The organism is Kribbella sp. NPDC003505, assembly GCF_040610875.1.
Classification (GTDB): Bacteria; Actinomycetota; Actinomycetes; order Propionibacteriales; family Kribbellaceae; genus Kribbella.
In genome coordinates this window covers 466,159-487,950 of record NZ_JBEXNA010000005.1, presented here as the reverse complement: position 1 = coordinate 487,950, position 21,792 = coordinate 466,159, and the positions used below count along the sequence as shown (strand labels likewise).

Genomic DNA, 21,792 nt, shown 5'->3' with positions numbered 1-21,792 from the left:
TTCCCTCGCCGCGGCGGCGGTCATGACCGCCGTCGATCCGGCCCAGGCCGAGGCCGCCCATCCGTCCGGGCTGCCGGCCGGCCGCGGCGGGCACTACGTCCCGCAGCGAGCCCCGCTCCTGCCGGTCCCGTTCCAGAAGCTCCCGCCCGGCGCGATCGAGGCCCGCGGCTGGCTCGCGCAGCAGCTCGACCTGCAGGTCAATGGCCTGTGCGGCCGGTACGACGAGATCTCGGACTTCCTGGTCTACGAAGGCAACGGCTGGGTCGACCCCGCGCAGGGGGCGTGGGAGGAGCTGCCGTACTGGCTGCGCGGCTTCGGCGACCTCGGGTACGTCACCGGCGACACCGGCGTACTGACCAGGATGCAGCGATGGATGGACGGCATCCTCGCCACCCAGGCGCCCGACGGCTGGTTCGGTCCGGAGCGGCTGCGGACCTCACTGGAGGACGGGCCGGACTTCTGGCCGGGCATGCCGCTGCTGGCCGCGTTCCGGTCCTGGTACGAGTACTCGGGTGACGAGCGGGTCATTCCGTTCATGACGAAGTACCTGGGCTTCCAGAACACGCAGCCGGCGGAGGTGTTCAACCGGTCGTGGGGTGCGTTCCGCTGGGGCGACAACATCGACAGCGCGTACTGGCTCTACAACCGCACCGGAGAGCCGTGGCTGCTCGACCTGGTGACGAAGATGCACAGCGGGTCGGCGGACTACGTCCGTGGCATCCCCACCTGGCACAACGTCAACCTGGCGCAGGGCTTCCGCGAGCCGTTGCAGTACTGGCTGCTGTCCGGTGAGGCCGAGCACCGAGCAGCGACGTACCGGAACTACGCGACGGTGATGGGGATGTACGGCCAGTTCCCGGGCGGTGGCTTCGCCGGCGACGAGAACTCGCGGCCCGGGTTCGTCGACCCGCGGCAGGGGTTCGAGACGTGCGGGATCGTCGAGCTGATGCACAGCTGCGAGATGCTCACCCGCTTCACCGGTGACGTCGCCTGGACAGACAGGTGTGAAGAGCTGGCCTTCAACTCGCTGACAGCGTCGTACGACCCGCGGCAGCAGGTGATGCACTACATCACCTGCGCGAACAGCGTGCAGCTCGACGACGGGCGCAAGCACGGCCAGTTCGAGAATCCGTTCGCCATGCAGGCGTACAAGTACGGCGTACATCAGTACCGGTGCTGCCCGCACAACTACGGCATGGGCTGGCCGTACTACGTGCAGGAGCTGTGGCTGGCCACAACGGACAACGGGCTGGCCGCGTCCATGTACGCCGCCAGCAAGGTGACCGCGACCGTCGGAGCGGGCTCGGGTGAGACGGTGACCGTGGTACAGGAGACGGAGTACCCGTTCTCGGACACCATCACGTTCACTGTGCAGAGCGCGCGACCGGTCCGATTCCCCTTCTATCTAAGGCGTCCTGGCTGGACACAGGACGCCACCGTAAAGGTCAACGGGCAGGCGGTGCGCACGTCCGGCGATTGGATGAAGGTCGACCGCACCTGGCAGGCCGGCGATCGCATCGAGCTCACGCTGCCGATGCACACCACCACCCGGGTGTGGGAGGAGAACCAGCACTCGGTGTCCGTGGACCGTGGTCCGCTGACCTACTCGCTGCAGATCGAGGAACGCTACGAACGCATCGGCGGCACGGACGAGTGGCCGGAGCTCTCGGTCTATCCCGAGTCACCGTGGAACTACGGGCTGGTCGCCGGCGCCTCCTTCGACGTCGTACGGCGGCAGGCGGGCGAGAACCCCTTTACGACCGAGGGTGTGCCGCTTGCGCTGACCACGCAGGCGCAGCGGATCCCGCAGTGGGAGACAGACACCGAGGACGTCGTCGGGCTGCTGCAACCGAGTCCGGCCCGGTCGGAAGAGCCTGTGGAGACCGTGACGCTCATCCCGATGGGTGCGGCCCGCCTGCGGGTCACGTCGTTCCCACAGGTCGCCCCGGACGGCAGGGAGTGGAGCTATCGCACCAGGATCACGGCGTCGCACGTGAACGACGGGGACTCGCTCGAGGCGCCGGACTCCGGCCGTACGCCGCAATCCTCCGCGGACACGTCGATTCCGCGCTTCACCTGGTGGGACCGGCGAGGTACGACGGAGTGGATCGAGTACGACCTGCGCTCGGTCCGGGAGCTGTCCCAGGCGTCCGCGTACTGGTTCGACGACACCGGCTCCGGGCAGTGCCGCGTGCCGCAGTCGTGGCAGGTGCTGTGGCTCGACCGTGACACGTGGCGGCCGGTCCAGAACACCACGCCGTACGACGTGGTGGTGGACCGGCTCAACACGGCCGCGTTCACGCCGGTGCGGACGCAGTACGTCCGGGTGGAGGCCGTACTGCGTCCGACGTATTCCGGAGGCTTGCTCCAGCTCCTGTTTGTCTAGCCGGTGCGGCGTCGCCCTCATTTCACACGCGTGAGATTGCAGCTTCCTGCAGCTTTCCGTGTGGGTTCGATGACCACGTGTGCCTGCGACAATGACCTGGGGCTGTCGAGGGGGGAATCTGTGGAGAACGACCCGGCGCTGGAGCACGCGCTTCTGGAGCACCTGCGGTTCGCGCCGCTGAGTCGCGCGGAGCTGGTCCGCCGTACCGGCGCGAGCGACGGGCGGGTGCAGGCTGCGCTGAACGACCTGATCACGGGCACGTTCGTCGTCAAGCGCCCGCAGGACTCCGGCCCGCCGGACTACGAGCTGACCAAGGCCGGGGCCGGCCGGCTGAAGCTCATGGAGGACCTGGTCGAATCGCCGCTCAAGACCATGGCGAAGGTGTTCGGCTCGATGGCCGTCCAGGTCGTCCGGCCGCCGCAACCGCCGGGAACGCCGCTGGAGAAGCTACGGCTGTCCGACGACGACCGATCCGTGTGTACGGCCGCCTTGGCGGACCAGTTCGCCGCCGGCCGGATCGACCAGGCGGAGCTCGACCGGCGGACGGATCTGCTGTTCGCCGCCCGGATCCGGGCGGACCTGGAGCCGATCTTCGAGGGCCTGCCGCAGCCCACGCTGGCCGCGCCGTACCAGCCGCCGCCGGGGACGCAGCCTCCCAACTGGGCGACGATCCTCTGGATCTCGCTGCCCGTGGTCGTCGTGATCGCGATCATCCTGGGCAACGCTCTGACGTCCGGCGCAAGCGCCGTCACGGTGCTGCTCTTCCTGCTCCTGGTCGGCGCGAAGATCGCCTGGACGTACCGCGGAAGACGATTCCGCAAGTGACGGCTCCTCGCGACGGCGACCCTGAGTCGTGAACTAGCCTGTGGGCGTGGAGGCTGAGTTGCGGTTGGCGGTGATGGCGGACGGGCCCGCGGTGGCTGAGTTGGCGCGGGCCGCGGTGGAGACGCAGTTCCCGGCGTACTACGACGCGGAGCAGACAGCCAGTGCCGCCGAGCACATCACCACGCTGGACACGGCACTGATCGACGACGGCACCTACTACGTGCTGGAGGCGGACGGTGAGGTCGTCGCCTGCGGCGGGTGGAGCCGGCGCAACAAGCTGTTCAACGCGAGTACGGCGGGAGCGGACGAGCGGCTGCTCGACCCGGCGACCGAACCGGCCCGCATCCGGGCGATGTTCGTCCGGGCGGACTGGACGCGGCGTGGGCTCGGCCGGGCGATCCTGACCGCCTGCACCGACGCGGCTCGCGCGGAGGGGTTCACCAAGCTCGCTTTGATGTCGACGCTGCCCGGCGTACCGCTCTACAAGGCTTTCGGCTTCACCGAGGTGGAGTCCGCCCAGCTGCCGATGCCGGACGGCACCCTGCTCGCCGGTGTCGCGATGGAACGACCAATTGAGGAGAAGGCATGACCGCCGGTACAACTGTCACCGCCCCTGACGGCACCGAGGTCGTGCTCGGTGAGATCGGGACCCGCGTGCTGCTGAAGAACTCCCGGGTCCGCGTCTGGGAGGTGTCCCTGCAGCCGGGTGAGGCCCAGGGCTGGCACCTGCACCACAACCCGTACGTCGTCCTGTGCCTGTCGACGTCGCCGTGCCACATGGACTGGCTGGACGGCAGCCCGGCACGGCACCTGAGCGAGACGGTCGGCGGATCGGTCTACCGTCCGGTCTCCCCGGTGCACATGCTGACCAACGACGGCGATGCGCTGTACCTGAACCGCCTGATCGAGGTGCTCGACCTGGGAGAGGAGGCATCGGGCGACCCGTACTTCGGGGTCGACACCGCCGCGGCAGGCTTCGAACAGGCCGGCGAGATCCCCACGAAGGTAGTCGTCGACGAGGACGACGTCCGCGTGCAGCACGTCACCCCTGAGGCCGGCGAGTCCTACACCTGGCACACCGGCCCGTACCCGGCCCTGGTCGTCGACTTGGATCTGCAGCACCCTGACGTGACCTACCTGGAGCCGGGAGAGTCCTACACACTTCCTGCGAAGCCGGAGCGCACCTCTGGCTTCAACTTGGTCGAGTTGCGCTACTACAGCAAGCCGCGCACCTGAGCGGCGTCCCGAGCCGCCAGCACAGCGGCAGTGTCGATCAGCCCGAGGTCGGCCTGCCGTAGCCGCGCTTTGACCAGCGGCACTTGCGGCCCGACGGCGCTCAGCTCTGTCACGCCGAGAGCAGCGAGCAGTACGGCGGACTGGGGGTCGCTGGCCAGGTCGCCGCAGACCGCGACGCGGACCCCGGCGGTGCGGGCGACATGGTCGATCAGCTGGAGTACGGCGGGATCGAGCCCGTCGGCGAGCGGCGCGACCGCGGCGTTGGTGCGGTCGGCCGCGGTCGTGTACTGCGTGAGGTCGTTGGTGCCGATGCTGACGAAGTCGAGATCCCGGGCGAGCGTCGCGACCCGCAGCGCGGCCGCGGGGACCTCGACCATGATCCCGACCTCGAGACCGTCGCGCGGGCCGAGCTCCGCCAGCGCCCAGTCGACCTCGTCGGCCGTCGTCACCATCGGGAACATCACGTGCACCGGCGTCTCGGCCGCCGTACGCCGGACCGCTGCGAGCTGGTCGCGCAGCAGGTCGGGGCGGTGACGGAACACCCGCAGACCGCGCTCGCCGAGGAACGGGTTCGCCTCCGCGGCCTGCGGCAGGAACGGGAGCGGCTTGTCGCCGCCGATGTCCCAGGTGCGGATCGTGATCGGCTTCCCGCCCAGCGCTCGCGCGATCGCCCGGAACGTCTCGGCCTGCTCGTCGACGGTCGGCGCAGTCCGGCGGCCCCCGAACAGCACCTCGGTCCGCACCAGCCCGGAACCGTCCGCGCCGCGCGCGTCCACAGCGTCCTGCAGGACACCCACGTTCACCAGGACGTCGATCGTCCTGCCGTCCCGGGTGACTGCCGGCCGGTCCGCCTCCTCGAGTGCCTGACGTCGCTCGTGCACCCGCTCCGCGATCGTCGCGCGGACGGCCTGTTCGTCCGGCGCGACCTCGAACGACCCCGTCCGCGCGTCGAACGCGACCGTCGTCCCGGCCGGAACCGCGACGTTCCCGATCCCGGTGATCAACGGGATCCCGCGCGACCGGGCCACGATCACCCCGTGTCCCGTCGTACCCGCTGCCCGTACGGCGATCCCGGCGATCCGGGCGGCATCCAGCGTGGCCGCAGTCGCCGCGTCCAGCTCCGGTACGACGAGGATGCCGTCGGCCGGGGCTTCCTCCGTCGGGGTCCCGGTCAGCGCACGCAGGACCCGGTCCCGCACCGCGCGGACGTCCTGCGCCCGTTCCCGCTGGTACGCGTCGTCGAGCGCCTCGAAGGTGGACGCCAGCTCGTCGTACACCTGCTTCCAGGCCACCGGCGCGGACTCGCCGCCCGAGATCGCCGTACGCACGTCGTCGAGCACCTTGCGATCGGTCAGCAGCGCGAGGTGCGCGTCGAAGATCCCACCGTGCTCCGCGCTGCCGTCCCGCAGGGCCCGAAGCTCGTCGGCCGCGGTCCGGAGCGCGTCCTCCAGCCGTCCGGGCTCGTTGTCACCGGCAACGTATCCACCCAGGTCCACCGCGGCGCCGGCCAGTACGGCGGGACCGATCGCCACATCCAGCCCGGATCCGCCCGCCGACCCAGCTGCGGGGACCGGCGCCGTGACGGCCGGTTCGTCGCCGAAGTTCTGCTTCGCCAGCTGCTCGATCGCGGCCAGCGCCGCGGCGGCCTCGGGACCGCTCGCGCCGACCCGCAACCGGTGCCCCTGCTGGGCGTTCAGCGTCGCGACCATGCTCAGACTGCCCGCGTCCACCGGTCCACGGCCGGTGTCCAGGTCGGTGAGCGTGACCGCGGCGTCGAACCCGTTCACCAGCCCGACCAGTCGAGCAGCAGGCCGCGCGTGCAGCCCGTGCTCGTTGCCCACCAGGACTTCCACGGTGCGATCGGCCTCGGCAATCGGTGCGGCCTCGGCGGCCGGGGTATCGCCGAGATGGTCCTGTTTGCCGGCCAGACCGCGCACCGCCTCGGCCGCAACGGAGTCCAGCGAAGCACCGGTCGACGCCGTGACCACCGCGGCGACCAGGCCCTCGACCAGCGGTGCGCTCGTCAGCCGCACCCGCGCGGCCACGTCGGGATCGACGAACTCCAGCGCCATCTCCGCGCTCAGCACCGCGCTGCCCAGATCGAGCAGCACGAGGACGCCGTCCGCGCTGTCGGCGGCGCCGATCGCTTCGGACACCGCCATCGCGTCGGTCCCGAACGTCGTCGCGTCCAGCCCCGCCGCCACCGCGATCACCGGACGCTTGTCCTCGGCAACCATCTCCGCGGCGAGCCCGACCGCCGCGTCGGCCAGCGCACGGCTGTGCGACACCACCACGATCCCGATCATGACAGCGTGCGGGCCGCGGACTCCAAGATCAGCGTCGTACTGGTCGCGCCGGGGTCCTGGTGGCCGGCGCTGCGTTCACCCAGGTAGCTCGCGCGCCCCTTCCGCGCGACCAGCGGGATCGTCGCGTCCCGCCCCTTCGCCGCCGCCTCGGCCGCCGCGGTCAGCGCCGTACCGAGATCCGCTCCGCCCGCGACCGCGCCGTCGTACGCCTCCAGCGCCGGCGCCCAGGCGTCGTACATCGTCTTGTCGCCCAGCTCCGGCTTGCCGCGCGCGAGCACCCCCTCGACTCCGGCGTGCAGCGCCTTGCCGATCGTCTCCGGCGTCAGGTCGGCACCGGCCAGCGCGGTCCCGAACCGCAGGAAGAACGTCCCGTACAACGGCCCGCTCGCCCCACCGACCTTGCTGACCAACGTCATCCCGGCCTTCTTCAGCACCTCGTCCGCCGACCCGAACTCAGTACCGTCCAGCAACTCCCCGATCGCCGTGAACCCACGATCCATGTTGATCCCGTGATCGGCGTCCCCGATCGCCGCATCCAGCTCGGTCAGGTACGCCGCGTTCTCGTGCAGCACCCCAGCACTGTCACGCAGCCAGTTGACGACGGAATCGACTCCCATGCTCAGGCGCCCCAGCGTAGGCCGGGGGTGTTCACCGGGGCGTCCCAGAGACGGACCAGTTCGTCGTCCGCCTTCAGGAGCGTCACCGAGCAGCCGGCCATCTCCAGGGAGGTGATGTAGTTGCCGACGAGGGAGCGGGCGACGGTGATGCCGGCCCGGTCGAGGAGCTGGGCGACCTCGTTGTACATCAGGTACAGCTCGATCAGCGGTGTGCCGCCCATGCCGTTGACGAACGCGATCACCGAATCGCCCTGCTGGTACGGCAGATCCGAGACGACCGGGTCGACCAGCAGCTCGGCGATCTCGCGGGCCGGAGCCAGCGGCAGCCGCTGCCGGCCGGGCTCGCCGTGGATGCCGATGCCGACCTCCATCTCGTTCTCGGCCAGGTCGAACGTGGGCTTGCCGGCGGCCGGGACGGTGCACGACGTCAACGCCATCCCCATGCTGCGGCCGTTGTCGTTGACGCGCTTGGCGAGGTCCGCGACCTCCTGCAGCGCACGGCCCTCCTCGGCGGCCGCGCCGACGATCTTCTCCAGCAGCACGGTCACACCGACGCCGCGCCGGCCGGCCGTGTACAGGCTGTCCTGGACGGCGACGTCGTCGTTGGTGACCACCGACAGCACCTCGGTGCCGGCGTCGGCGGCGGCCAGCTCGGCGGCCATCTCGAAGTTCATCACGTCGCCGGTGTAGTTCTTCACGATGTGCAACACGCCGGCCCCGGCGTCGACCGCCTTGGTCGCGGCCATCATCTGGTCCGGGACCGGGGACGTGAACACCTCGCCGGCGCAGGCCGCGTCCAGCATCCCGAGCCCGACGAACCCGCCGTGCATCGGCTCGTGCCCCGACCCGCCGCCGGAGATCAGTCCGACCTTGCCGGATCTCGGCGCGTCCTTGCGGTAGACGATCCGGTTCTCCAGGTCCACCCGCAGGCGGTCCGGGTGCGCCGCCGCCATTCCGCGCAGCGCCTCACTCACAACATCAGCAGGGTCGTTGATGAGCTTCTTCATGTTCCCCATCTGAGCACACCAGCCCGCCGAAAGGGAGGCCCCGATTTCAGTCCTTGGGGCGCAGGAGCGGCCGGACGACCTCGCGGGCGTCGTGGATGCGGGACTTGACGGTGCCGAGCGGGGCGCCGACCTCGGCGGCGATCTCCTCGTAGGACAGGCCGTAGACGTCACGCAGTACCAGCGGGGTCACCATCTGCGGTCGGTCGCGCTCCAGGGTCTCCAGCGCCTCCAGGAGGTCCAGGCGGGTGCCGGCGATCACGCTCGTGGTGCGCGGGTCCGGCTTCTCCATGGTCTCCGGGTTGTGCGCGGCCTGGGCGGAGCGCTTCAGCTTGCGGTACGTCGAGCGGGCGGAGTTCGCCGCGACCGAGTGGACCCAGGTCGAGAAGCTGCTGCGGCCGGAGTACGTGCCGATCTTGGTCGCGATGTTGAGCAGCGCCTCCTGGGCGGCGTCCTCCGCGTCCGCGGAGTACGGCAGGACGCTGCGGCAGATCCGCAGGACGCGCGGATACACCTGCCGCAGCAGGTCGTCCATCGCGTTCTTGTCGCCCGCTTGGGCCTGCTCCGCGAGGGTGGCAAGGTCGTCGGTCGGACTGGTGCTCTCGCTCATCTGCGCCTTTGCATCTCGATCGGCCCCGGTAGGGACACTCCAATGACCCATAATGCCCTGTATGGGGGTCCCAACCAGACTCGGTCGCTACGTCGTGCGCCGACGCCTTGGCTCGGGTGGTTTCGCGACCGTGTGGCTGGCTCACGACGAGCAGTTGGACGCCGAGGTGGCGATCAAGGTGCTCGCCGACAACTGGGGGCACGACGACTCGGTCCGGCGGCGGTTCCTCGAGGAGGGCCGGTTCCTGCGTCGCGTCGAGTCCGAGCACGTCGTCCAGGCCCACGACGTCGGTGAGCTCGAGGACGGCCGGCCGTTCCTGGTGCTCACGTACGCCGACCGCGGCACCCTGGCCGACCGGCTGAAGAAGGAGCCCCTCCCGCTGGCCGCCGCCGTCGACGTGGTCGTCCAGGTCGGCCGCGGCCTGCAGGCGCTGCACCGGCGCGGCCTGCTGCACCGCGACGTGAAACCGGCGAACGTACTGTTCCGCAGCACCGACGACGGCGAGCGGGCGGTGCTGTCCGACCTCGGCCTCGGCAAGTCCCTCGACGAGGTGTCCCGGATCACGATGCCCGGCGGGACCCCGTCGTACGTCGCTCCGGAGCAGGCGCTCGGAGAGCGGCTCGACCAGCGCGCCGACCAGTACTCGCTGGGCGCGGTCGCGTACGCCGCCTTGACCGGGCGGTCTCCGCACCAGGTCGACGGGCTGGGCGCCGCCAGCCGGGTGAAGGTGGCGCCGCCGCCGAGCTCGCTCGGGTTCGAGCTGCCGGGACAGGTCGACGCGGCGATCGTCCGCGCGCTCGACCCGGACCGGGAGAAGCGCTGGCCGGACGTCCAGACGTTCACCAAGCAGCTGGTCGGCGCGCTCGACGAGCCCACCCGCGACTTCCCGATGGCCGCCCGCGAGACGGTGACGATCGCGTCGGACGACCTGGACGCGAAGACCGCGCTCAGCGACGAGAACCAGCCGACCATCGTGAAGCCCGCCGACCCCTCGGAGACCGCGGAGACCGTCGCCGCGGCGAGTTCCGTGACAACGGAGGGCGTCCGGGCAGAGACAGCGCACTCGGGCACCGATCCGGCGGACACGGCCGACCCGGACGCCGAGACCGCCGCCGTCGGGGTCGTCTCGGCCCCGCGGAAGCGCCGGCGTGGCCGGTGGGTGGTCGCCGCGGTGCTTGCGCTGCTGCTCGGCGGCGGCGCCGGGTATGCCGGACACTGGTACCTCTCGGGCCGCAAGATGGTCGTCGTCTCGCAGGACCAGTTCTCGGTCCGGCTGCCGGAGACCTGGGCCCGGTCGATGGCCCGATCGGTCTGGACGGCGCCGGGCGGCACCGGCGGCACCCCGGCCTTCCGGGTGAGTCAGGACGCCGACTGGTCCGGGAGGACGCCCGGCGTCTTCATCGGGGTGTCGAACGTGAAGCTGGCGGTCCCTGAAGGCAAGCAGTGCGGCAACGCCGGCAGTGCCGTCCCGCACACGGTCGGTGGGAAGACGGTCACGGACCGGGTTTCCGGCGATTGCTTCGGTGCGGATATCGTGCTGCTCCAACGAGTCGTCGATCACGGGGACGGCGGCTCGCTCCTGGTCCAGGTCGTCGTGCCTGGATCGGAGCCGTACCGGGCCACCGAGATCGCCGATTCGGTGCAGTACACCCCCTAGGAAGTCTCCATGCGTTTTCCGACCGAGCGGTTCCGGCCGTCGCCGGCACTGCTGCAGTCCGCCCGCCGCAGGTTCTACCGCCTGCGCTCCCAGATCTTCCGCACCATCTGGCCGGTCGACTGACGCGTCAGGGATCTGGGTACGTCCGGTCGTGTGATCGAAGGTTTCCACGAGTTCGACGAGTTCGACGTACAGGTGTCCGGAGCAACGATCCACGGACGCCGGGGCGGTGCCGGTCCGCCGCTCCTGCTGCTGCACGGCTTCCCGGAGACACACGTCATGTGGCACCGGGTCGCGCCGGCCCTGGCCCGCGAGTTCACCGTGGTCGCCACCGATCTCAGCGGCTTCGGGGACAGCACCTCCTCCGGTGACCAGTCGATGCGCGAGCTCGGCAGGCACCAGGTCGAGGCGATGAGAGAGCTGGGGTACGGCGACTTCGCGCTCGTCGGCCACGACCGCGGCGCCCGCTGCGCGTACCGGACAGCGCTCGACCACCCCGAGGTCGTGACCAAGCTCGGCGTGCTGGACGTCGTACCGACCGGAGACGCCTTCGACCGCGCCGACAAGGACTTCGCGCTCACGTACTGGGTCTGGTCGTTCATGACGGCTCCCATCGCGGAGACCCTGATCGGCGGAGCGCCCGGGGCGTTCGTCAACCACCTCCTGGACACTTGGGCGGGCGGCGACCCGTTTCCACCGGAGGTGCGTGCGGAGTACGTTCGCCAGTTCCGCGACCCCGAGACCGTTCACGCGATCTGCGAGGAGTACCGCGCGGCTGCGACGACCGACTGCGGGCACGACGCCGCGGACCGGGGCGTTCGCCGCATCATGTGCCCGACGCTGGTCCTGTGGGAGCAGGAGGGCGCGGTGGGCCGTTGGTACGGCGACCCGCTCGACATCTGGCGCGACTGGGCGGACGACGTGACCGGCGGACCTGTCGACGCCGGCCACTTCCTTGCTGAAGAGGCTCCGGACGAGACCCTCGCGTGGCTACTGCCGTTCCTCGAGGTCGGCAGCTAGGCCGTAGTGGTCGCTCGGGATCGAGCCGGGTTGGTCGAGCGTCCGGGTGCACGACAGGATCGGCAGGGTGGGCCGGCCCTCGGGCCCGCAGCGAACGAGGATGTGATCGATGCCGCGGTACGGCCAGTCGCCGTCGACGAACCAGGGGTTCCCCGGCTCGAAGGTCTCCAGCGGCTCGTACGGATGCGTTACCTGCCAGGCACTGCGGTAGCAGACACTCAGGTCGTCGAGCACATGACGTCCGGTCCAGAAGCGCACGCTGTCCGCGGCATCGTCCGCGTCCAGATCCCCGGCGACGACGACATGCCCGGGGGCGTCCGCCACCAGCTCCTCGAGCTTGCGTGCGACCAGGACCGTCTGGGCGCACCGCTCACGCTCGTGGTCCACCTGGTAGTCCGGGAAGTGGTTCGCGACCCAGACCCGTCCGAACGGTGCGAGCACTTCGGTGACCAGCGCCGTACAAGCGAAGTCACCGGTCCGGTCCGTGACGTTCAGATCGAGCTCCAGCACGTCACCGATGGGCCAGCGGCTGGCGGTGCTGATGCCGGACCCGTCGTACTCGCGCTCCGAGGAGTGTGCAACGTGGTAGCCAGGGCCGAGCATCGCCTCGACCTGGTCGAAGTCAGGCGTCAGTATCGTCTCCTGCATCGTCAATACGTCGGCCTCCAGTAGCTGGAAGCCCTTTTGGAACAGGGCGAGCCGTGCGGGCCAGTCGCCGCGGACACCCCAGACGTTCTGCGTCGCCAGTCGCATGTCTACTCCACTGTGAGCCAAGTGATTCCCAGGCCCAGTACCCAGAACGTGCCACCCAGCCAGCCCAGGACATGCAGCCCACTTGTGAACGCGGCGGAGTGGCCAAGGACAGTGCTGTAAAGGGCTATGCCCAGCGCACCAACGCCTTGCCGTGCCGTGTTGTTGACGCCGCCGGCCAGCCCGGCGCGCTCCGGCGGTAGTGCGGCGACTGCAGCGTTGACGACAGCCGCCGTCAGGAAGCCCATGCCGATGCCCAGACACAGCTCGACCGGCAGGACCGCCGTGTAGCCGCTGCGGGGACCTACGGCGAGCAGGCAGAACGACCCGATCGCTCCCAGTGCCAGGCCGAACGACATCGGAAGCCGCGGACCGAAGCGACCAGTGACCCGACCCGACACCGGCCCCAGCACCGCCAGCGGCAACAGAACCGGGATTAGCTCCAGTCCGGCCCGCAGAGCGTCGTGATGCAAGTACTCCTGCAGGTACAGCGTTAAGGCGAGCAGCGTGCCAAGACCGACCAGATTCATCAGGCCGGCCACCACGTTGGCGCCGACGAAGTCCACGCCGATCCGCAGCCGGCGTCTGGTCTCCGGCCGGGCCGTCTGCTGCCGCGGCACGATCCTCCAGGCCACGGGCAGCGCGATCGCGATGATCGGCAGGTTGATCAGGAACACCGCGCGCCATCCCAGCCCGCGCACCAGTACGCCGCCGCACAGCGGGCCGGCGACAAGCGCCAATGCGCCCGCGCCTGCCCAGATCCCGACAGCCCGCGCCTTTGCGGCCCTGTCGGCGTACTGATCGGAGATGACGGCCAGCGTGCTCGGCAGCAGTAGCGCGGCGCCGATGCCCTGGAGCGCTCGTGCTGCGACGAGGAGCTCGATGTTGGGTGCTGCACCGCACGCCAGCGAGGCCCCGCCGAATACGGCCAGCCCAGCCAGCACGGTACGTCGGTGGCCGATTCGGTCACCCCAAGCGCCACAGACGAGCAGCAGTGCAGCCAGCACGATCATGTAGCCGCTCACGACCCACTGCTGTCCCGCTGCGCCGGTCTGGAGATCGGTCCGGATCGTCGGCAGCGCCACGTTGACCACGGTGACGTCGAGCTGGACCAGAAAGATTCCTACGCACAGCAAGGCGAGAAGCATGCTTTCCACGGTTCCACCGGAACAGTTCGGGTTGTGTCGAAGTGTGTTGGTGTGAGCATGGGAGGTATGGACGGAGACGCCGATGTGGCCCGCGCCGCAGGACTGATGGCGGAACCAGCGCGGGCGAAGGTACTGATGGCGCTCGCGGACGGCCGCGCGCTACCGGCCTCGCTGCTTGCTTCCGAGGCTGGTGTTTCACCGCCAACGGTGAGTGCCCATCTGCACAAGCTGCTGGACGGCGGTCTGGTCACGGTCGAGCGGTCCGGACGACACAGGTACTACAAGTTGGCCGGTCCGGAGGTCGCCGCCGCTGTCGAAGCGCTGGCACGTATCGCCAAGCCCCAACCCATCACATCTCTCCGCCAGAGCACCCGCGCCGCAGCGCTGCGCGAAGCACGCACCTGCTACGACCACCTGGCCGGGCGCCTCGGCGTGTCCCTTCTGGAAGGGCTGGTACGTCGGGACGCCCTGCGACGTACCGACGGCGGCAAAGGGTCCGAGCGTCGCCCGGACGACCCCCTGGCCCAGCAACTGCCCGACGGCCCGTACGCCCTTGGACCGAAGGCTCCTGAGGTTTTCGCCGACTTAGGCGTGGACCTGAGCGCTCAGCTGACCCGCCGCCCGCTCCTGCGCTTCTGCGTCGACTGGAGCGAACAACGCCACCACCTGGCGGGTCAGCTGGGCTCTGCTGTCACAGAAGCCTTCCTCGCCCGCGGTTGGCTCCGCCGTCGCAAGGGCCAACGAGCCGTCGACCTGACCGAGTCCGGCCGCGAAGCGCTGGCCGGACTGCTCTGACTTACCCCAGCGGGCTGTCGCGGCGCTCGACGCTGTCCGTCGCGTGGTCCAGCACGTCCAGCAGCGCATCTTTGTCCTGCGGGAGACCGGTGGAACTCATCTCGACGGCGCAGTTCCCGCTGTCATCGGCAACCCACCGCACGACGACGTACCGCAGGATGCCCTCCGGGGAGAGCTCCTCGTCCGGCACGTAGGTATAGGCGAGCGTGGCGAAGTTCGCTTCCACCTCCTGCGACAGGACCGTCACCATCTGGTCCTTCGAGATGGCCGCGAGCTGCTTCAGCCGGGCGGCGAGGGAGTCCGCGGGCGGCCGGGTGATCGTGAAGCCGGCCTCGACCCGGATCCAGCGCTTCTTGGTCCGGTCGGTGAACCGCCCGCTCTTCGGCGGAGTCTGCTTCGTGTACACCCAGTCCGACGGCACCCGCACCGAGATCCGGGACCGGAACATGTCGGTGACCGTGAAGTTCCGGGTCGCGTACCGCAGGTCGTCGGCCTGCAGCGCCGGCGAGTCGTCGTACGTGACCTTGCGCGGCGGACCGGTGGGTGTCGGCGTCGGTGTCGGCGAACTCGAGCTCGGGGCGGGGCCGACCGCGAGCGGGGCCGCGGTGCCGGCGAGGCTGGGTTCCTGGGTGAGGAACAGGCCGACGCCGTACCCGCCCGCGCCGCCGACCCCCGCCAGCGTCAGCAGGCCGGCGCCGAGCATCGCCCGCCGGGTCACCGTTCTCGCCACGTCCTCACCTCCCCAGACCTACTAACAGAAGACACCTGAGCTCCCGGACAGGTTGCACCAGCTGCGTAACGATTCCGTGAAAAGGGGTCAGCCGACCTCGCCGACCGACGTGGTGGCCTTCTCCAGGATCTCGTGCAGGGCGTCCGCGTCCTGGGGCAGGCCGGTCACGCTCATCTCCACATTGGTGTCCGCACCGTTCACGGCGATCCAGCGGACGATCACGTACCAGAGCGTCTTGCCCGGGATGTAGGTGTAGACCAGCGTCGCGACCGAACGTGGTTCGCCGTCGTCGCCGGTGACCACCTCCGTCGTGTGGTCGAGGATGCGGACGTCGTTCTCCGGCGCCTGGCTCTTCTTGAGATCGACGATGAGCTGGGACATCTCGGCCTCGGGTGTCTCCGCGGCCGGCTCGTCCGCCTGGACCCGCACGCCGCGTTGCTCGACCTTCTCCACATACCTGACCTGGTCGGTGTGCTTCGGATCCCTGGTCAGCCGCCAGCCCTGCGGGATCTCGAGCGAGAGCCTGACGGACTGCCCGTCCTTCGCAGTCACCGAGAAAGTGCGTTCGTCGTAGCTCAGCCCGGTCTCGAGTGGCTCCTCGTTGTTCGGGATCGGTGTCTTCACCGGGAGCGAGGGCTCGGTGGGTGACGGAGTCGGGGACGGGGAGATGTCGCCGAGCGGCGCGGCGGTGCCGGACGCCGTCGGCTCCGGGGCGTCCAGGTAGTCGCCCGCGTAGTAGCCACCGCCGGCGCCGAGCGCCAGGGCCAGCAACAGCAGGCCGGCCAGGAGGACTCGTCTCACGCCCGCACCCGGCCACAGGTCGGCTCCGGCGGCACGAACGACGTCGTACGCGCCGGATGCGGGGAGGCGGTCATGGACACGTCGCCCATCTTCTCAGGCGAGACAGGCACCCGCCCAAAACGCCGGTGGAGGCTGGTGGAATTCCTTCCCCGCCCCGCCGCCCCGGTCATTTCACACCGGTCCCGACTGAATCCTTTCAACGAGGTCTTGACACCCTCCCGGGCCGTACGTAGCGTCCCGCGTGACAAAAGTAACACGATCTTTCGGTTACTTCACATTCTTGGCCGGTACTTCGGCGCTCAGGAGGAACCCATGGCACTCGATCGGTCCGTCAGCCGACGGCGGCTCCTGCAACTCGCCGGCGGTGCGACGCTGGCCGGCGCCCTGTCGGCCTGCGGTGGCGGCAACGGCAGCTCCGCGTCCGGCGGCACCCTCAAGGTGATCGGCGCCGGCAGCCAGGAGGCCGGCCTGCGCAAGGCCCTGGACGACTTCAAGAAGGCGAACTCCGGCTTCGACTTCAACCTCTCGTTCTCGCCGGCCGACCAGCTGCAGACCGCGCTCCGCGCGCAGCTCGCGGCCGGCAACGCTCCCGACCTGCACGCGGTTTACCCCGGCAACGGCAGTGCGATGTCGATGATGCAGCTCAGCAAGGCGAACCTGCTGACCGATCTCAGCAGCCAGTCCTGGACGCAGAAGATCCCGACCGGTTTCAAGGGCGCGTTCCAGAACGACGGCAAGACGTTCATCTTCTCGCCCGGCACCAGCGTGCTCGGCGCGATCTACAACAAGAAGGCGTTCGCGACCGCCGGCGTCGAGGTGCCGACGACCTGGTCGGAACTGCTGTCGGCCTGCGACAAGCTGAAGAAGAAGGGCATCGTGCCGATCGCGCTCGGCGCCCAGACCCCATGGGTCACGCAGCTCATCGACTACGCGCTCGTGCCGGGCACGGTGTACGCGAAGACCCCGGACTTCGACGACAAGATGATTGCCGGCAACGCGTCCTTCGCCGACTCCGGCTGGGCGGACGCGATGGACAAGTACCTCGAGCTGCAGAAGAAAGGCTTCTTCAACGACAACCCGAACGGGACGACGTACGAGCAGGCCACCTCGATGGTCGGCACCGGCAAGGCCGCGATGGCGGTGCAGGTGTCGGCGGTGCTGCAGGCCTTCCGGCAGGCGTCGCCGACGCCGGACGACCTCGGCATGTTCCCGTTCCCGGCCACCGACGTGGCCGCCGACAACTGGATCCCGGGCGGGGTCGTGGTCGGCATCGGGATCAACGTGAAGAGCAAGCACGCCGAGCAGGCGAAGAAGTTCGTCGAGTACTGCGGTCAGCCGGACGTCGTCAACGCCTGGGCCGAGGCCGTCGCCTGCGTCCCGCTCTACTCCGAGGGCGACGCGAAGGTCGACCCGGTGCTCAAGCCGTTCCTGCCCTACCTGAAGGACAACAAGGCGGTCCCGTTCATGGACCAGCGCTGGCCGAACGCCGAAGTACAACCGACCCACTTCGCCGTCGTCCAGGAACTCCTCGGCGGCAAGACCACGGTCCCCGCCGCCCTGAAGAAGATGGACGAGGCGTATCGGAAGAGCGCGTGACTGTCACAGCTCAGGCGGTACGCCGGGACGCGGTCAGGACTCCGCGGCGGCGGGGTGGGGGGATCGGGCCCCCGTGGTTGTTCGCGGTGCCGGCGTTGCTGGTGTACGCGCTGGTGGTCTTGTATCCGGCGTTTTCCGGGGCCGGGTCCGCGTTCACGGACTGGTCCGGGGTGGGGGCGCAGCGGTCGTTCGTCGGGCTGGACAACTTCCAGCAGTTGTTCCACGACGACCAGGCGCTCGGCGCGCTGCGCAACACCTTGCTGCTCACGGTCGCGATCGTCGTCGTCCAGAACGGGATCGGGTTGCTGCTCGCGCTCGGCGTCCATACCGGCATCAAGAGCCGGATGGTGCTGCGGGTGATCTTCTTCGCGCCCGTCGTGGTCAGCCCGGTGATGGTGTCGTTCCTGTGGAAGTACGTGTACAACCCGGCGCCGGACGCCGGGTTGAACGCGGCCCTCGGCGCGATCGGTCTCGGCGGTCTGCGGCAGGACTGGCTGGGCAACCCGTCGATCGCCTTGTGGTCGGTCGCGTTCACCGTCATCTGGCAGTGCGCCGGGTACTCGATGGTGATCTTCCTGGCCGGCCTGGAGGGAGTGCCGGCCGAGCTGCACGAGTCCGCGATGGTCGACGGTGCCGGCACCGTTGCCCGGTTCCGGCACATCACCTGGCCGCTGCTCGCACCGGCCGTGACGATCAACCTGATGCTGTCCACGGTCGGCGGCCTGACGCTGTTCACCCAGATCATCGCGATGACCAACGGCGGCCCGGGCTACGCGACCGACACGCTGTCGACGGTCCTGTACAAACAGGCCTTCGTCTTCGGGAAGTTCGGCTACAGCACCGCGGTCGCCCTGGTGCTGGCGATCTTCGTCGCGGCGGTGTCCTTCATCCAGATCGGGTACCTGCGTTCGAGGGAGACGACGGCATGAAGTACAAGCCCCGCACGTTCCTCCTGGAAGTCGTCATGGTGGCGGCCGCCGTCGCCTTCCTCTTCCCCGTGTACGCCCTGGTGACGCTGGCCTTCAAGGACCCCGGTCAGATCGCCAACAAGCCGCTGTCGTTGCCGGATCCGCCGACGGTCGGGAGCTTCGGCGAGGCGTGGCAGTCGGCATCCCTCGGCTCCGCGCTGCTGAACAGCACGCTGATCACGGTGAGCAGTGTGCTGGTGCTGATCGTGCTCGGCTCGCTCGCGGCGTACTTCCTGGCCCGTACGGCGACGCGCCTGAGCTACACGCTCTACATCCTGTTCCTGGTCGGCATCATCCTGCCGTTCCAGCTCGGGATGATCCCGCTCTACCAACTCGTCAACGACCTCGGGCTGCTCGGCACGTACCAGGGCATGATCCTGTTCTACACAGGGATCCAGCTGCCCTTCACGGTGTTCCTCTACACCGGGTTCATCCGCTCGCTGCCGGCCGACTACACGAACGCGGCACTGATCGACGGGGCTTCGCACCTGCAGGCGTTCGCGCACGTGATCTTCCCGCTGCTGCGGCCGATCACGGGCACTGTCCTCATCCTCAACGCCGTCCACATCTGGAACGACTTCTTCACCCCGCTGCTGTACCTGGGCGGGTCCGGTCGGGAGACGGTCCCGGTCCGGGTGTTCGCTTTCGTCAACGAATACACGTCCGACTACGGCCTGGTCGCCGCCGGACTGGTACTCGCGGCGCTCCCGATCCTGTTGCTCTTCCTTGTCCTGCAGCGCTACGTGATCCGCGGGTTCGCATCCGGCCTGAAGGGGTGACCTCTCGGTCCAGCAGACTGGGCCGCAAAGCGACAGACACTGCAGTCGATCAAGTCGGCGAGCGGCGTCTTCACGCTGACGATGCAGCGCAACGGGAACGTGACGCTGCTCCAGCGCGGCGTGACGCAACCGCTGTGGATCTCCGGGACGTACCGTCCGGGGTTCTCTGGAGAACCGGCAAGAACGCAGGGCCGGAGGCGTACGCGAACATCGATCCGAATGGCACCTTCTGCACCTACAACAACAGCAACGACTGCGTCTGGGACTTCTGGACCCGCAGACCAGGCACCGTCGTACAGATCCGCAACGACGGCCACTTCCTCCTGGTCAACGGCCGCACGATCGTCAAGACGTTCGTCTGAGAACCTCGCGCGCCTCGCCCGATCAGTACACCTCGATGCGGTCCAAGCTGATGACTGCGCTCGTCGAGGCGGGGTTCTTGTCGCCGGTCACGCGCACCTTCAGGGTGTGCGGGCCGGACGGCAAGGTCGGGCTGACGTACATCAGCTGCTCGCCGACGCGGATCGAGCTGTAGTAGTCGATGCGCTGCTCGGGGCCGCCGTCGACCGAGACGGCGGCGATCCCGTTGCCGGTGTCCGCGACGCTCAGCAGGGCGACGCGCGTGCCGGTGAACTGGATCGTGGCCGTGGCGTTCGGTTCCCAGCTCCAGTGGTCGTTGCCCCAGAAGCACTGGTTGCCGCACCCGGATCCGGAGCTCCACGCGCCGGTGTAGCTGACCGTCGCGTCGGTGTCGTTGATCCAGTAGTTCGCCGAGCCCGGGTCGCCGGACGGCAGGTTCTGGGTCGCGCCCGCGGCGAGCGGCCGGCCGAGGTTCGGCGTACCGTCGGCGTTCCAGGTGATCTTCTGGACGCGCGTCGTGCGGTACGAGTACGTGTAGGTGCTGGTGTTCTTGCCGTGGTAGGCGATCCAGTCCTCGGTCCCGTCCGGTGACTTGAAGAACGAATGATGCCCGGGACCCCACACACCGGTCTCGTCGTTGCGGGAGAACACCGGACCCGGGTGCTGCACCCAGTTCGCCGCGACCATCGGGTCGGCGCCGTTCGCGATGCTCTTCATCCACAGCTGGTAGTCCGGCTTGCCGGTGTCGCAGGTCGAGTAGGTCAGGAACGTGCGCGTCGCGCCGTACAGCGGGGTGGGACCCTCCCTGACTTCGGTGCATCCGCCGTCCGCCGGGATCGCGACCCGGCCGCCGGTCGCGGTCCACGGGTTGCTCATCCGGACGATGTACAGCTGCGCCGGGCCGCCCTGGCCGCGGCCCGGGCCGGTCCAGACGAAGTACTGCTGCCCGTTGACCGTGATCGGTTCGCCGTCGATGGCGTACTCGCCGAAGTCCTCGATCTTCGCCTTGAAGCTGTACGGGCCGAGCGGGTCGTCGCCGGCGGACTCGAGGACGTACATCCGGTGGTTCGCGTCCACGCCGTCGGAGGCCGTGTAGTAGATGTACCAGCGGTTGCCGACGTGCCGGAACGCCGGCGCCCACATCTGCGTGTTGCGGCTCGGGTCGGAGTCGCGCCACACCACCTGCTCGGGCTGTACGAGCAGCGTCGCCAGGCTGGTCGACGACCAGATCCCGATTCGGTCGCCGCGGGTGGTCGCGACGTAGTACCGGCCGTTGTGGAACATCAGCGACGGATCCGCCGACGGGTTCACCGGATTCCGAAACGTCTGGGAGGTCACCGCGTTCTCCTGGAGCTCGGCTGCTGATGCGGACGGCGCGAGGACACCGATGAGCAGGGCGGCGATCACGGCGGCACGGACGAATCTCATGACACACCTCTCGAAACCTGGGGGGCGGACCGGTCTCGCCTTCGGTTGTACCGTCTCTTTGCCATCGTTGTAAACGGTTCACACGAGGATCGAACGGTCCACCGCCGTATGTGGCAGGTCTAGCGTCCGCGGGCCTTCTTGGCTGCCTTGGCGGCAGCCTTCTTCGCCGCGCTCTCGGCGGCGCGCTCAAGAGCCTTCTCAGCCCTCCGCACGTTCTTGTCGGCGCTGCGGTTCATCGCATTGCCGGACCTGATCGCCTGATGCGCCGCGGCTGTGCCTCGCATCTGCTGCCGGATCTCCCTGCTGTTCTGGTGCGTGTCCACCTGCCGCTGCTGGGCCGCTTCGAGCGCCTCCGCCGCCTTCCGTACTGCCCTCGGCGGCTTACTCTGTCCCCAGGCCATGGCTGACTCCGTTCCCGTTCGGTCGCACTGTGTCTGCCGTTGCGACGCGACGGCGCGACGGCGAGGTTCCGGGAGGCGGAGCCATTCGACCTGGGTCGAAAGGCCGGAACCCGCCGCCCGGCGCGCGACGTCGTACTCCCATGAAGCTCAAGGTGCGGGTCGTGCACTACCGGTGCGATCGCTGGTACGCCGACATCGACGACGCCGACGACCGGCAGCCGGACGATCCCTTCTGGTACGCCGACTGCCGTACGCAGGCCGAGGCGATCGCCCTCGCCTGCACCGAACTCGCCGCCCTCGACCAGCGCATCGCCGCCGGCGGGGTCCCGTCCCGCATCAGCCAGGCGCCTCTGCAGGTCGCGTAGACCCCGAGCC

The 21,792-nt window shown here is 69.2% G+C and carries 22 protein-coding genes and 1 pseudogene; 12 read left to right on the top strand and 11 right to left on the bottom strand.

Annotated elements, in window-relative coordinates; all coding sequences use genetic code 11:
* The first annotated feature begins 22 nt into the window (after positions 1-22).
* The 4 genes from ABZX12_RS20320 (at position 23) to ABZX12_RS20305 (ending at position 4,447) form a co-directional block, all read left to right on the top strand.
* A complete protein-coding gene (locus ABZX12_RS20320; protein ID WP_355695138.1) occupies positions 23-2,386 on the top strand; it encodes a beta-L-arabinofuranosidase domain-containing protein in 2,364 nt (787 codons plus the stop codon).
* A gap of 120 nt (positions 2,387-2,506) precedes the next feature.
* A complete protein-coding gene (locus ABZX12_RS20315; RefSeq protein WP_355695136.1) occupies positions 2,507-3,211 on the top strand; it encodes a DUF1707 domain-containing protein in 705 nt (234 codons plus the stop codon).
* 46 nt (positions 3,212-3,257) lie between these two features.
* Positions 3,258-3,800 (top strand): GNAT family N-acetyltransferase, encoded by a 543-nt coding sequence (locus tag ABZX12_RS20310; RefSeq protein WP_355695134.1) that lies wholly within the window; start codon positions 3,258-3,260, stop codon positions 3,798-3,800.
* Positions 3,797-4,447, top strand: a complete 651-nt coding sequence (locus ABZX12_RS20305) for a hypothetical protein (RefSeq protein WP_355695132.1) — start codon at positions 3,797-3,799, stop codon at positions 4,445-4,447. The genes ABZX12_RS20310 and ABZX12_RS20305 overlap by 4 nt, the downstream gene beginning before the upstream one ends.
* Here the strand turns inward: ABZX12_RS20305 and ABZX12_RS20300 are convergent.
* From ABZX12_RS20300 to ABZX12_RS20280, 5 genes and pseudogenes are all read right to left on the bottom strand, one after another.
* The gene (locus ABZX12_RS20300; RefSeq protein WP_355695455.1) at positions 4,426-6,288 is read right to left on the bottom strand and encodes an HPr family phosphocarrier protein; all 1,863 of its coding nucleotides are present in this window, start codon (positions 6,286-6,288) and stop codon (positions 4,426-4,428) included. The genes ABZX12_RS20305 and ABZX12_RS20300 overlap by 22 nt on opposite strands.
* A gap of 84 nt (positions 6,289-6,372) precedes the next feature.
* A pseudogene (gene dhaM / locus ABZX12_RS20295) lies at positions 6,373-6,753 on the bottom strand (dihydroxyacetone kinase phosphoryl donor subunit DhaM); the annotation flags it as partial.
* Positions 6,750-7,370, bottom strand: coding sequence for a dihydroxyacetone kinase subunit DhaL (gene dhaL / locus ABZX12_RS20290; RefSeq protein WP_355695130.1), 621 nt, complete (start codon positions 7,368-7,370; stop codon positions 6,750-6,752). The gene dhaL and the pseudogene dhaM, both read right to left, overlap by 4 nt.
* A 2-nt stretch (positions 7,371-7,372) precedes the next feature.
* Positions 7,373-8,377: a dihydroxyacetone kinase subunit DhaK gene (gene dhaK / locus ABZX12_RS20285; RefSeq protein ID WP_355695129.1), complete on the bottom strand. Its 1,005-nt coding sequence runs from the start codon at positions 8,375-8,377 to the stop codon at positions 7,373-7,375.
* A gap of 46 nt (positions 8,378-8,423) precedes the next feature.
* Positions 8,424-8,984 carry a sigma-70 family RNA polymerase sigma factor gene (locus tag ABZX12_RS20280; RefSeq protein WP_355695127.1) on the bottom strand — a complete coding sequence of 187 codons (561 nt, stop codon included), beginning with the start codon at positions 8,982-8,984 and terminating at the stop codon, positions 8,424-8,426.
* A 61-nt stretch (positions 8,985-9,045) separates the two neighbouring features.
* On the opposite strand from ABZX12_RS20280, the gene ABZX12_RS20275 reads away from it, so the two are divergent.
* Together ABZX12_RS20275 and ABZX12_RS20270 are read left to right on the top strand one after the other, a co-directional pair.
* A complete protein-coding gene (locus tag ABZX12_RS20275) occupies positions 9,046-10,641 on the top strand; it encodes a serine/threonine-protein kinase (protein WP_355695125.1) in 1,596 nt (531 codons plus the stop codon).
* Between the two features lie 153 nt (positions 10,642-10,794).
* A complete protein-coding gene (locus ABZX12_RS20270; protein WP_355695123.1) occupies positions 10,795-11,661 on the top strand; it encodes an alpha/beta hydrolase in 867 nt (288 codons plus the stop codon).
* Here the strand turns inward: ABZX12_RS20270 and ABZX12_RS20265 are convergent.
* Positions 11,632-12,414 (bottom strand): endonuclease/exonuclease/phosphatase family protein, encoded by a 783-nt coding sequence (locus ABZX12_RS20265; protein ID WP_355695121.1) that lies wholly within the window; start codon positions 12,412-12,414, stop codon positions 11,632-11,634. The two genes, ABZX12_RS20270 and ABZX12_RS20265, sit on opposite strands and share 30 nt — an antisense overlap.
* Before the next feature lie 2 nt (positions 12,415-12,416).
* Positions 12,417-13,559 (bottom strand): MFS transporter, encoded by a 1,143-nt coding sequence (locus ABZX12_RS20260; RefSeq protein WP_355695119.1) that lies wholly within the window; start codon positions 13,557-13,559, stop codon positions 12,417-12,419.
* A gap of 66 nt (positions 13,560-13,625) precedes the next feature.
* Here ABZX12_RS20260 and ABZX12_RS20255 point away from each other — a divergent pair, with 66 nt between their 5' ends.
* Positions 13,626-14,354 carry a winged helix-turn-helix domain-containing protein gene (locus ABZX12_RS20255; RefSeq protein WP_355695117.1) on the top strand — a complete coding sequence of 243 codons (729 nt, stop codon included), beginning with the start codon at positions 13,626-13,628 and terminating at the stop codon, positions 14,352-14,354.
* A gap of 1 nt (position 14,355) precedes the next feature.
* On the opposite strand, the gene ABZX12_RS20250 is transcribed toward ABZX12_RS20255, so the two are convergent.
* Both ABZX12_RS20250 and ABZX12_RS20245 read right to left on the bottom strand, forming a co-directional pair.
* Entirely contained in the window at positions 14,356-15,084 is a 729-nt protein-coding gene (locus ABZX12_RS20250) for a hypothetical protein (protein ID WP_355695115.1), read from the bottom strand.
* A gap of 87 nt (positions 15,085-15,171) precedes the next feature.
* The gene (locus ABZX12_RS20245; protein ID WP_355695113.1) at positions 15,172-15,885 is read right to left on the bottom strand and encodes a hypothetical protein; all 714 of its coding nucleotides are present in this window, start codon (positions 15,883-15,885) and stop codon (positions 15,172-15,174) included.
* Between the two features lie 312 nt (positions 15,886-16,197).
* Between ABZX12_RS20245 and ABZX12_RS20240 the strand changes: the two genes are divergently transcribed.
* The 4 genes from ABZX12_RS20240 (at position 16,198) to ABZX12_RS20225 (ending at position 19,590) form a co-directional block, all read left to right on the top strand.
* The gene (locus ABZX12_RS20240) at positions 16,198-17,481 is read left to right on the top strand and encodes an extracellular solute-binding protein (RefSeq protein ID WP_355695111.1); all 1,284 of its coding nucleotides are present in this window, start codon (positions 16,198-16,200) and stop codon (positions 17,479-17,481) included.
* The gene (locus ABZX12_RS20235) at positions 17,478-18,410 is read left to right on the top strand and encodes a sugar ABC transporter permease (RefSeq protein WP_355695109.1); all 933 of its coding nucleotides are present in this window, start codon (positions 17,478-17,480) and stop codon (positions 18,408-18,410) included. The genes ABZX12_RS20240 and ABZX12_RS20235 overlap by 4 nt, the downstream gene beginning before the upstream one ends.
* Positions 18,407-19,228, top strand: a complete 822-nt coding sequence (locus ABZX12_RS20230; RefSeq protein WP_355695107.1) for a carbohydrate ABC transporter permease — start codon at positions 18,407-18,409, stop codon at positions 19,226-19,228. Before ABZX12_RS20235 ends, ABZX12_RS20230 begins: the two co-directional genes overlap by 4 nt.
* Positions 19,229-19,362: 134 nt before the next feature.
* Positions 19,363-19,590 (top strand): hypothetical protein, encoded by a 228-nt coding sequence (locus tag ABZX12_RS20225; RefSeq protein ID WP_355695106.1) that lies wholly within the window; start codon positions 19,363-19,365, stop codon positions 19,588-19,590.
* Between the two features lie 22 nt (positions 19,591-19,612).
* On the opposite strand, the gene ABZX12_RS20220 is transcribed toward ABZX12_RS20225, so the two are convergent.
* Positions 19,613-21,016, bottom strand: coding sequence for a family 43 glycosylhydrolase (locus ABZX12_RS20220; RefSeq protein ID WP_355695104.1), 1,404 nt, complete (start codon positions 21,014-21,016; stop codon positions 19,613-19,615).
* 119 nt (positions 21,017-21,135) lie between these two features.
* A complete protein-coding gene (locus ABZX12_RS20215) occupies positions 21,136-21,417 on the bottom strand; it encodes a hypothetical protein (protein ID WP_355695102.1) in 282 nt (93 codons plus the stop codon).
* Positions 21,418-21,557: 140 nt separating this feature from the next.
* Here ABZX12_RS20215 and ABZX12_RS20210 point away from each other — a divergent pair, with 140 nt between their 5' ends.
* Positions 21,558-21,782, top strand: a complete 225-nt coding sequence (locus ABZX12_RS20210; RefSeq protein ID WP_355695100.1) for a hypothetical protein — start codon at positions 21,558-21,560, stop codon at positions 21,780-21,782.
* Positions 21,783-21,792: the final 10 nt, after the last annotated feature.